Below are 12,566 nucleotides of genomic sequence, written 5' to 3' on the forward strand. Positions count from 1 at the left end.
CTAATAATGACGCGAAATATGAATAGAAAGTTTATATATATCGGCTGTACTGTTTTTGCCATGTCATTGCTTAGCATGACAGGTGTGCAGGCACAGGAGGAAAGCAAGGACAGCTTAGTGAATGTGGCTTTCGGCAAAGTTGCTCAGGAAGATTTGACTCATGCCATTTCTACTGTCAACACGTCAGAGCTGACAAAGAAGACTGCTAACAATAATAGCCTTGTGGGCCTTGAAAGTTTTGTCGGTGGTTACAATGGATCATCCCTTTGGGGACAAGGACCGTTGGTACTGGTAGACGGTGTGCCTCGTAGTGCATCAAGTGTAAAGGCTTCGGAAGTGGAAAGTATATCTATGCTGAAAGATGCGGCAGCTGTGGTACTCTATGGTAGCCGTGCCGCGAAAGGAGTAATTCTTATCACTACCAAGCGAGGCAAAGATTCACCCATGCATATCGATGTTCGTGCCAATGTAGGGGTGAATGTCCCGAAGGCTTATCCTAAGTACTTGGATGCAGATTGTTATATGACCATGTACAATGAAGCTTGTCGTAATGACGGTATAGCAGAAAGGTATGATGCCGGTACTATTTATAACACAGCAATGGGTACTAATCCTTATCGTTATCCGGACATAGACTTTTATAGTTCAGATTATTTGAAAAAGTTCTATACTAATTCAGATGTTACGGGTGAAGTATATGGAGGTAATGAAAAGACTCATTATTACTTGAACTTCGGTATGAATTATGCTAATAGCCTGTTGAAATACGGTGAGTCAAAGAAAGCTTATGATATGAGTTTTAATGTACGTGGTAATGTGGATATGACACTGGCTCCATGGCTTAAGGCAACTACTAATGCTGCTATTATCTTTGACAATAGTTATCAAGGCCGTGGTGACTTTTGGGGAGCGGCTTCTACATTGCGCCCCAACTGGTTTGCACCATTATTACCCATTGATATGATGGATCCTAATGTTGCATATATACAGGAATATATAACCAACAGCAATCATCTTATAGACGGTAAGTATCTGTTAGGAGGTACTTCGGCAGACACGACAAACCCGTTTTCCGAATTGCTTGCTGCTGGATATACGAAGGAAAAAGCACGTAGATTTATGTTTGATGTGGCTGTGATGGCGGATCTTGGAGGCTTGTTAAAGGGCTTATCTTTCAAAACTGCTTATAGCGTAGATTACACTTCTTATTATTCAGAAGCTTATGCTGAAAAGTATGCTATTTATGAGCCTAAATGGTCTAATGTGAATGGTAAGGATATGATTATCGGACTTACCAAATTCAATGATGATACAAAATCAACTAACGAATATGTAGGTAAATCGACTTACGACCAGACCATGACTTTCAGTGCACAGTTTGATTATAACCGTACATTTAAGACATTCCATAATGTATCTGCGACCTTGTTGGGATGGGGATATCAGACACAAAGTTCGGCTGATGAAGGTCATGAGAGTAGTGATTATCATCGTACCAGCAACGTAAATCTGGGATTGCGTGCTTCTTATAATTACGATCATAAATATTATGCAGACTTTAGTGGTGCTTTGGTACATTCAGCCAAGCTGCCGGAAGGAAATCGCAACGCTTTTTCTCCATCGGTCACTTTGGGATGGAGACTTAGTAAAGAGAAGTTTATGGAAAGTGTAGGCTTTGTGGACGATCTGAAGATTACGGCTTCTTATGCCAAGTTGCATCAGGATCTTGATATTTCTGATTACTATATGTATAAGGGCTATTTTTCTGACAAAGGCGGTTGGTTTCAATGGTATGACGGAACGGTGGGTGGTAATACGACCGGTTCAAAACGAGGTGACAATCCGAATCTTGACTTTATCACTCGTGAGGAAGTTCGTGCAGGTATAGACGCCACTTTATTCAATAGACTGTTGAGAATTAATGCGAACTATTTTACTCAGAAGACTAGTGGACTTCTAACTCAAGGTGCTTCTACTATTTATCCTTCGTTTTTCGATTTAGGTACAGATCTTTCATTTTTACCTTGGATCAATTATAATGAAGACAAACGTACTGGTTTTGATTTTTCACTAAGTGCAAATAAAAAGATAGGTGATTTCGACGTGACTCTCGGGTTTAATGGAATGGTATTTTCTTCAAAAGCTTCTATTCGTGATGAAGTGGCGAATGAGTCTTATTTGTTGCGCCAGGGTCGTGCACTTGATGCAACTTATGGATATGTTTGCGAAGGTTTCTTTCAAGATCAGGCTGATATCGAGAAACATGCCAAGCAGACATTCGGCACAGTTCGTCCCGGTGACCTGAAGTATAAGGATATCAATGGTGATGGTGTAATCAATAGTGATGACCAGATTGATCTGGGTGCAGGCGGGTGGTCTACATCACCATTTACTTTTGGTTTGAATTTGACATTGAAATACAAGAACTTTACTCTTTTTGCAATGGGATCGGGACAAACCGGTGCGGTGGCTTTTAAAAATAATTCTTATTACTGGAACAGAGGTACGAGCAAGTTCTCAGAAATCGTTATGGGACGTTGGACTGAAGAAACGAAAGAAACAGCTACTTATCCTCGTCTTTCTACCAGCAATGGTGATAATAACTTCCGTAATTCTACTTTCTGGATGTACAAGAATAATGTTTTCCGTTTGAGTAATGTGCAGCTTACTTATGATTTTCCTACAGATACTTTCAACGGAACTTTCATACGTGGACTTAGCTTGTATTGTGGTGGAAGCAACTTACTTACAATAGCAAAAGAACGTGAGTATATGGAGATGAGTTTGGGGGCTCCCCAATACCGGAATTTCTATCTAGGCTTTAAGGCCGCATTCTAAATCTAACTAAAAAAGATAGTACATAATATGAAAAAGAAAATAATATTTTTGGTAGCTGCTGCCTTGATGCTGAATAGTTGCGATGACCTTTTCGAGCCGGCCATCGAGAACTTCAAGGATGTGGAACAGATGTACGACGATGCTCAATATGCACAAGGCTTCCTGGTGAATGTGTACCGTTGCGTTCCGGGATACTATGATAATAGTGAATATGCAACAGATGATGCTGTCATTAATCAGAAGAACAATGCATTTCTCACGATGGCTACCGGTGGTTGGACTTCCCGGTTATGGACGCCTATCAATCAATGGACCAATTCGTTCAGTTCTATCCAGTATATCAATCTTTTCCTGGAAAATGTGGATAAGGTAAGGTGGTCGGATGATGCAGAGAAAGCACAATTGTTTGCTCGTCGTACCAAGGGGGAAGCTTATGGACTTCGCGGTATGTTTTTATACTATTTGCTTCGTGCACATGCTGGATTTGGAGAAAACGGAGAATTGCTCGGTGTACCTCGTTTGACAGAGTATCTTACTATAAACTCGGACCTTAATTTACCTCGTGCTTCGTTTGCTGATTGTGTACAGCAGATATATAGTGACTTGGAAAAAGCCGAAGAATTACTTCCTTGGGAGTATAATGATGTGAATGAGGTACCTGCCGATTTTCAGAGTATTACTCAGGATAAAGGTAAATATAATACTGTAATGGGAGAGAAGTCCCGTCAGTTATTCAATGGTCTGATTGCACGTGCTTATCGTGTTCGTACAGCTCTTTTGGCTGCTAGTCCGGCTTTTCAGGATGCCTCTAATCCTGCTTCATGGGCCGATGCTGCTAATGCGGCTGCCGTTGTACTCAACTACAATGGAGGATTGGGCGGATTGGATGATAAAGGAGTGGAATATTATTCAAAAGAGGTAGTAGAGAACTTGCAAAAAGGCATTAATCCTAAAGAGATTATTTGGCGTGAAAATGTTAGTAATAGTGAGGCTGCCAATTCACAGGAGGCAAATAACTTTCCGCCTTCTTTGAATGGTAGTGGCAATATGAATCCGTCACAAAACCTTGTTGATGCGTTCCCTATGGCTAATGGGTATCCTATCTCGGACATTGTTAACAGTAACTATGATAAGAATAATCCTTATAATGGACGTGATCCTCGTTTGGCAAAATATATTATCTATAACGGAAGTATAGCTGGAGTAGGCGATGTACCTATATATACAGGGCGCAAATCGGGCACTGATGACGGTATAGATGTGAAAGAGCAGAGATCTACACGTACCGGTTATTATATGAAGAAAAGACTGCGTATGGATGTAAATCGTGCGCTCGGATCGGTTACGAATCAGCAGCATTATATTCCACGTATTCGTTATACAGAGATGTATTTGGCTTATGCTGAAGCGGCTAATGAAGCGTGGGGACCTAAAGGAGATAATGGAAATGGTTATTCGGCTTATGATGTAATCAAGGCTATTCGTAAGCGTGCTGGTATAGGCGGTACTTCTGATCCTTATCTGGAACAATGTGCGGGCGATAGAGACAAAATGGCTAATCTTATCCGTAATGAACGTCGTCTGGAACTCTGTTTTGAAGGTTTCCGTTTCTGGGATATACGTCGTTGGAAAGAAAACTTGAACGAGCCGGTACGTGGTATCGACTGGGACAGAGATGGGCATTCTTTTAATGAATTCGTTGTCGAAGAACGTAATTATGAAGATTACATGTATTATTGCCCGATTCCAAATTCTGAAATACTTAAGTTCAGCAACCTTGTACAAAATAGAGGGTGGAAATAATTATAGAATTATATTTAATTAAAAGTACGTTATGAAAAAGAACTTAGCATATATCGGACTGGTTTTATTGATCCTTACTTGGACGTCATGCGAAAGTAGTGACAATGAATTTCCTGATTTCGATTACCAGACAGTATATTTTGCCAACCAATACGGACTTCGTACCATAGAGCTTGGTGAGAGTGAATTTGTGGATAATACTCTTGACAATCAGCATAAGATGGTAATAAAAGCTGCTTGGGGTGGAGGATATACTAATAGAAACAATGTGGTGATAAACTTTAAAGTGGATGAGTCCTTGTGTGACAATCTTTATTTTAAAGATACAGATCAGCCTCTTGTCCCTATGCCGGCTTCTTACTACACGTTGGCTTCCGATCGAATTGCGATTCCTAAAGGGCAAATAATGGCGGGAGTAGAAGTGCAGTTGACGGATGATTTTTTTGCTGATGAAAAATCGATCAGTGAGAATTATGTCATTCCTTTGTTGATGACTAATGTTCAGGGGGCGGACTCTATTTTGCAAGGGAAGCCGGTTGTTGAAAATCCGGTGTTAACTAATGCCGGTGATTGGAGCATATTGCCGCAGAACTTTGTCTTGTATGCAGTGAAGTATGTGAATCCCTGGCACGGAGAGTACTTGCGTCGTGGCATTGATCATGCTACTGTAGCAGGCACATCAAAAGATATTATTCGCCATGAACAGTTTGTGGAAAATGATGAAGTTGTGAATATTTCTACTAAAAGTATGAAAGACAATCTTTTGACACTGAAAACCAAAGATGAAAGTGGTAAGGATATTAGCTATACTGTTCGTTTGTCATTTGCAGAAGATGGTTCGTGCACTGTACACTCTGGTTCGCAGAATGTAGTGGTAAGCGGTAGTGGCAAGTTTGTCAGCAAAGGTGAGAAAAATAGTCTTGGTGGAAAAGACAGGAATGCCATTTATCTTGACTATACAGTCAATTTGACAGACAATAACATTCAGCTTGCAACAAAAGACACTTTGGTGTTACGTACACGTAATGTGTATGGTGGCAAGTCACTCGAAGTAGTGAGAAAATGATGTTTTGATATGAACGTTAAAATCAAGAGTATATGAAATACATCAATAACAAGATAATTGCTTTTACACTGATCGCTGCGTCGATAATGTCGTGTACAGACGAATATGATTGCCAACTTCAAGTAGAAAAACCACAGAATGCAGCTATCAACGAATATTTAGCTCAATTTGACCTGCTGAAGTCGTATATTGACCGTAGTGGTACACCTTTTCAGTTGGCTGTAAATGTACCGGGAAGCGAATTTGTAAAGAAAGAAATTGCATTCAGTACAGTGTTTACCAATTTTGATGCAGTGGATATGAACGGTTCTTACGATCCGCTAAATACACTAAAGGAGGACGGTACTTACAATTTTGGTGGCATGCAAACGGCTGCCGATGTAGCAGCGGAGGCTGGCGTGACTCTTTATGGAGGGGTACTTTGTTCAAACCAAGGACAGCGTGCCGCATATTATAATAAGCTTATCGAGCCGATAGATATTCCGGTAGAAGTACAAAAAGGAACGACTAAGTTGTTTAATTTCGAAAATGATGCTATCGGTACGACTTATCCGATGACAGGTAATAGCTCGGCTACAGTTGAGGAAGACCCTGCCGGTGAAAGCGGTCATGTTTTACATGTGGGAACAAATGATGTGAAAGCTGCTTATTCCTATCCTAAATTTCACGTAGTTTTGCCTGCAGGAAGAAAACTCGGAGACTACGTTAGATTGAATATAGATTTGCGTTTTGTAGGAACTGATGGGATTTGGGGACAAGGTTTACGAGTCTTGATCAATGGAACGGAGTTTAATGTAGGAAAAAATGGAGATGGTTTCTGTGACGGAGGTGACAAATGGAAACGTGAAGGAACAATTAATCTGAAAGATGATACCGCTCCCGGATTGGTAGTACCCGAAAGTTTAGGAAGTCTGACAGAATTTGATTTAGCGATAGGTTCTGCATCCACTAGTGCACAATTTTATCTGGATAATATTTCTATGGACTATGAAGTATCCGGAAAAGGTACTACGGTTATCAATTTTGAAGGGGATAATCTGAATACAGTGTATCCTATGGTTGCTGGAGCTGGTGCTCCCAATAGCGGTACAGCTACTGTAGTAGAAGATCCAGCTGGAGAGACTGGTCATGTACTTTACATAGATCAGGCTTCACATTACTTCCCGGAATTTACAGTTAAGTTAGCTGAAGGCAAGACTCTTGGAGATTATACTGGCATGTCAATGGATATGCGCCTTTTAAAAGGGATGTATGGTTATGGAATGTACGTGAAAATTAATGGTCAGTTATTAAATCTCAATCAAAATGCAGCTGCTTACGGTTACGCAGAGAATGATACTTGGAAACGTGATGGTGTATTTGTGACCTTTGTGAAGGAAGGTACTTACACTGCTTTGGGTGAAGCGGTTCCAGCTACTACAATTGAGATACCCAATGCAATGAAAGACCTCAATGAAATAACATTTGCGATCGGTTCCAGTTCTGGCAACTGGACAGCATACATCGATAATTTGATTTTTACATGGGAAGCCAAGCCGCAACATATCGAAAAGACTCCAGAAGAGAAAAAGGAAATCTTCACTAAAGAAATGGAAAAATGGATTGGTGGTATGGTGTATGCAGGTGTGAATGAAACGAAGAGTGTAAAAGCTTGGAATATAATTGGTAATCCTTTGGATAAGACTGTTAATGATAATACATTTAACTGGGGGGAATATTTGGGTGAAGTAGACTATGCACGTACCGCCGTGAAGATTGCCCGTGATACAGTGAAGAATGCCAATGTAGATCTTGAGCTTTTTGTCAGCAACACATTTGGTCAATATGATGAAATGGGGAATATGGCTGATGAGCTCATATCTTTAGTTAATGCTTGGGAAGAAGACAACGTTACCAAAATTGACGGGTACAATATTCTTCTCAATGCAATTTATTCCAAAGATGTTGTTTTCCAGGAAGGCAATAAAACGATGATCACCAATCTGTTTGATAAACTAGGTAAGACTGGTAAACTTATACGGGTATCCGATCTTAGCATGATGGTTGAAGAACTGGATGGCAACTTTATTGCGATTAATAAATTAACAGAAGAAGATAGAGCTGCCGCTGCTTCTTATATGGCTTTTATCATGCAGGAGTATCGAAGACTTATTCCTGCGGACAAGCAATACGGAATCTCTATATCGGGTATTACAGAGACCAATACAGGTTATAAACTGTGTCCTTGGACATCGGACTATAACCGTAATGAAATGTATGAAGGTATAGTGGACGGATTGAAATAATCCTCTTCTCTGGATTAAAAGGACTATTTATATATGAAGAATATTACATTTTTATTTTGGCTCTTTCTTGCGAATATCCTCTTGGGGGCTTGTTCGGGAGGGGAAGATGAAAAAAAAGAAATGGATGAAGGAAAGGGCGCGTATGCGCTCTTTCTTAAAAAATCCATTACTGTGAGTACTGGGGAAAGTCAGACGGATGTTGTGGTGGAATGGGCGAAGACTTCTTGGGAGATAACTATCGGTGAAGGAGAGATCGTAAAAAGCGTTACTCCTACATCAGGTGGGAATAGTAGTGGGGAAAAACAGTACACGAAGGTTCGTGTATCTTGTGGGGCAAACAGTACGATGAAAAAGCGTACGCAAACCATTCACTTATTCGATAAAACTAATGAAACAACTGTTGATTTGCTGGTAGAACAAGCTCCAGCGTACAAGTCTGTTACGCTCAATATTGATCCTTCGGTGAAATATCAGCCGGTTGTAGGATTTGGCGGTATGTACAATCCGAAGATCTGGTGTGGTGACAATCTTATTTCTGCACCACAATTAGATAAAATGTATGGTGTCGGCGGATTGGGATATTCTATCCTTCGCTTGATGATTTATCCCAACGAATCAGATTGGAGTGCAGATGTAGAAGCAGCAAAGGCAGCACAAGCTAACGGAGCAATTATCTTTGCATGTCCATGGGATTGTACAGATGCGCTTGCAGATAAAATCACGGTGAATGGAAAGGAAATGAAACACCTTAAAAAAGAAAACTATGAAGCGTATGCAAACCATCTTATCCGTTATGTTACATTTATGAAGGAAAAAGGGGTGAACCTCTATGCGATTTCCGTCCAGAACGAACCGGATATGGAATTTACGTACTGGACTCCTTCTGAAGTAGTGGATTTTGTAAAACAATACGGAGCAAGGATACGGGAAACAGGAGTGAAGCTGATGTCACCGGAAGCTTGTGGTATGCAGCCTGAATATACTGATCCTATTATCAACAACGCCGAAGCATTTGCTCAAACGGATATTCTAGCCGGACATCTCTATCAAGGGTTTACAGATTTGAGTAGCGGATATGTTAAGAACCGCCACGATTACATCTGTGGTGTGTATTCACGTATTCAAGGAAAGACATGGTGGATGACAGAACATCTTTTTAATGACGGTGAGAATTCTGATGATTCTTCGAAATGGGAATTCCTGAAATGGCAATACAGTCTCAACCATCTTGGTAAAGAGATTCACATGTGTATGGAGGGGTATTGCAGTGCTTATATATATTGGTATTTGAAGCGCTTTTATGGTTTGATGGGCGATACGGACAAACGGAGTCCGACGGGTGAAGGAGAAATCACAAAGAATGGTTATATTATGGCTCATTATGCTCAATATGCAACAGAAACAACTCGTATTAAGGCAGTTACAAATAATGAAGAAGTATGTGCTACTGCTTATTTGGATGAAAAGACCGGTGAAGTGACCATCGTATTATTGAATCTGAATGGTGCTTCTCAATGGCTGGAAATACCATTAGCAGGAATAAAAAAAGCAAGTGCCGTTGAAACGAACGAAACAAAAAATATGGAAGTGATCGATACTGGTTTGATGGAATCTGCTGAAGGCATAACGGTGTTGTTATCTGCTAACAGTATAACTTCAGTCAGATTGACATTTTAATGATAATAATAACTAGTTGGAATATGATGAATTTGTTAAATACGAAAAGTAAGCTATCATCCCTACTTTTTCTCGGAATAGTATGCTGTGCATGTATTCTTGGTTCCTGTAAAGATGACGATGTCATTGATCCTGACGCTCCTTCCGTACCGAAACCCGGTACGGCTGTCGAGAATATTAATACTAATGTCAAGGCATTACGTAAGCTTATTGAGGCCAAACAACAGGACCTGGCTGTAAAGACATACAATCCGGTGAATAATGGTGCGAGTTATACGATTGAGTTGTCGGATGGTACAAGCTTCAGTATGTATGCTCAGATAGCAGCATTGGAAGGCGGAGGAGAGGATGTAGTTTATTCTCCAAAAGTAGGTGCCAAAGTAGAACATGATGAATATTATTGGACTCTTGATGATGCTTGGCTAACGTTTGAGAATGATGAAAAGGTCAAGGTGTTGGATGAAAACAATACAGTTGCACCGATAGTGGATATTAACACTGACGGCTATTGGACTGTAAAATACGGAGCTAAGTCTCGTACCCTTGACAAGGCGGTGAGCGGCAAACTTACCAGTCAGTTTAAACAAGTGAGTAGTATTGGTGACGAATCTGTCAGTTTCACTTTTACCGACCGGACACCTGTCATCGAACTGAATCTTTTTAAAGGAGACAATCCCGAAATTCCTCCGGTAACGGGGGCGTTACGCCGTCCTATTTCTCCTGAACAACCGGCATGGTTTGTTCATATCGATTCATGGAATTATGCCGATCCTCAGAAAATCATAGACCTTATCCCTGCAGATATTCGTCCGTTTACCATTTTTAATATCTCGTTGTCTGTAAGCCATGATGAGGCTACTGGGATCTATAATGTAAGCGAGTATGGTTATGAGATAGCAAAGTCGTGGTTGAGGACGTGTGCTGAAAATAATGTGTGGGCGATGGTGCAGCCTTCAAGCGGCGGTTTTAGTCATTTTAAGGATGTCAGCTTATATAGTCAATTTGAAAGTGACGATAAGGTTCGGGTATATGATGAGTTTTTCAGAGAATATCCCAACTTTCTTGGTTTCAATTATTGTGAGCAGTTTTGGGGGTATGATGACCAGTTCTCTGTATCGTGGTTACAACGAGTGGCTCACTGGAATCAACTTTTGAAACTTACTCATAAATATGGAGGATATTTGGTAGTTAGTTTCTGTGGTAATACTTGGTCGGCTAATATTAATCCTATTGCTCTTGTGAAGCGTAATTCTGATTTTGCCCAAACTGCCAAGTTGTACTCTGAAAATTTCATTATGTGTGAGAAATACACCACGCAAAGTGGCTTCTTCAATGTCGAAGGAATTTGCTTAGGCACGTGGCTCTCCGGTTTTGCAGGTCAGTACGGTATCCGTTTCGACCAATGCGGCTGGACAGAGGAGAAAGGACAGAATGGCGATAAGGATTTCCCGCCGGCTGCCGGTGCGCTGCCTATTATAGAGCATGTAATGCTGACAGGTCAGACTGTTATCGACGGACCTGAACTTATATGGCAGCAATGTTTTAAGGAGACGAATGCAGTCAGTGTAGGTGATGGTTATCAGAGCCGTAATTGGGAATGTTTTCCGCAATTTGTCAATATCAATATAGATATGTTCCGTAAGATTATTGATAAAACAATTCGTATTCCTTCCCGGAAAGAAGTTATTGACCGAACGAAAGTGGTGATTCTTCAAGATGTCTATTCCGGTGATGATAATGCTAAATACAGCAGCCCGAAGAATTTGCATGAAGGGCTTTACCTTCGCGATGATGATGGCAATCTTTGGGATAATCATTGTTACTTTAAGAAAACGGGCCGTTATCCTACGATTCCTGTTGCGTTCGAATTGTGTGACGATGTAGCTAATTCATTCCAGTATAAGATCAACCAATCAACTTTTGAAGGAGCTTGGAGCGATGTAAATACTAAAGTTGGAAAATTCAACCGTTGGTTCCCGCAAGAGTATACGGGAGAACTTTATGCAGGACGTATAGAAAATGGTTGGGTGGTTTATAACGGACTTGCCGGAATACGGAATGCTGCAATTCCGTTTAAATACAATACATGTGACAAGATGGAATTGGCTTACTCCAAATATACTGTAAGTGTTATAAAAGAATATGCCAATAAGCTCACCTTCTACATGAATAACTATGACCCTAGTGGTTCGAGCAAAACGGAGGTAATCAAGATATATGGATGTACATCCAAACCAACTCATTCTGTATCTTCCAGAGCCAATGGTACTGCACAAGTTTCCGAGAATTGGAAAGAAGATGTATATACGCTGACTGTCACTCATAACGGACCATTGGATTTGACGGTCAATTGCTCAGGAAAAGCCACCGATCGTTTAACTGTATCTACTGCAGCATCTATCCAGATTCCCGCTTCTCCACAAATTTATCAGGGCGCTTATCAGTATGAGGCTGAATGCTTTGATTTTAAGAATGTGACTAAGAGAGTGACAAAAGGAGATTCGGAGCCGATACGTAACTACACAGCACAGGGATATATAAACTTCGGTACTAGTTCTGCAGCTGCCGTACGTGATGCTGTTACTGCACTGGAAGATGGTGTATATACAATCCGTATTCGCTATCGTGCTCCGTCGGCTACAGTCAATACCGTAGATATGTATATAAACAATACCAAAGTAGGTACCCCGGAGTTTGCACAAACTGATAATGACAATACTGTATGGAATACAGCCTTAATGTCGGTTTCCTTACGAAAAGGGGCAAATACGTTTGAATTGAAAGCCAATTCATCAGGTGCCGGTGACTTGTATCTCGACAACATTGTTATCGAAAGAAAATAAGAATTCTCTTAAATTCGATTATCCGCATTTTACAAGTAGTATCTTGCGGATAAT

The 12,566-nt window shown here is 40.6% G+C and carries 6 protein-coding genes; all 6 read left to right on the forward strand.

Annotated features, from left to right (window positions below; translation table 11 throughout):
• The first annotated feature begins 18 nt into the window (after nucleotides 1-18).
• From DW173_RS16690 to DW173_RS16715, 6 genes are read left to right on the forward strand one after another with little or no spacing between them, the layout of a single operon-like run.
• Complete coding sequence (locus tag DW173_RS16690) at nucleotides 19-2,838, forward strand: SusC/RagA family TonB-linked outer membrane protein (protein WP_004322248.1); 2,820 nt, start codon at nucleotides 19-21, stop codon at nucleotides 2,836-2,838.
• Between the two features lie 27 nt (nucleotides 2,839-2,865).
• Nucleotides 2,866-4,641: a RagB/SusD family nutrient uptake outer membrane protein gene (locus DW173_RS16695; protein ID WP_120144825.1), complete on the forward strand. Its 1,776-nt coding sequence runs from the start codon at nucleotides 2,866-2,868 to the stop codon at nucleotides 4,639-4,641.
• A gap of 31 nt (nucleotides 4,642-4,672) precedes the next feature.
• Nucleotides 4,673-5,707, forward strand: a complete 1,035-nt coding sequence (locus DW173_RS16700; protein ID WP_004299668.1) for a DUF5627 domain-containing protein — start codon at nucleotides 4,673-4,675, stop codon at nucleotides 5,705-5,707.
• A gap of 32 nt (nucleotides 5,708-5,739) precedes the next feature.
• Nucleotides 5,740-7,992, forward strand: coding sequence for an endo-1,4-beta-xylanase (locus tag DW173_RS16705; protein WP_120144826.1), 2,253 nt, complete (start codon nucleotides 5,740-5,742; stop codon nucleotides 7,990-7,992).
• A gap of 33 nt (nucleotides 7,993-8,025) precedes the next feature.
• The gene (locus DW173_RS16710) at nucleotides 8,026-9,669 is read left to right on the forward strand and encodes a glycosyl hydrolase (protein ID WP_120144827.1); all 1,644 of its coding nucleotides are present in this window, start codon (nucleotides 8,026-8,028) and stop codon (nucleotides 9,667-9,669) included.
• A gap of 23 nt (nucleotides 9,670-9,692) precedes the next feature.
• Entirely contained in the window at nucleotides 9,693-12,512 is a 2,820-nt protein-coding gene (locus DW173_RS16715) for a glycoside hydrolase family 98 domain-containing protein (RefSeq protein WP_120144828.1), read from the forward strand.
• The last annotated feature ends 54 nt before the right edge of the window (nucleotides 12,513-12,566 follow it).

This window comes from Bacteroides sp. AM16-13 (assembly GCF_003602705.1).
In the GTDB taxonomy this organism is placed as follows: domain Bacteria; phylum Bacteroidota; class Bacteroidia; order Bacteroidales; family Bacteroidaceae; genus Bacteroides; species Bacteroides xylanisolvens.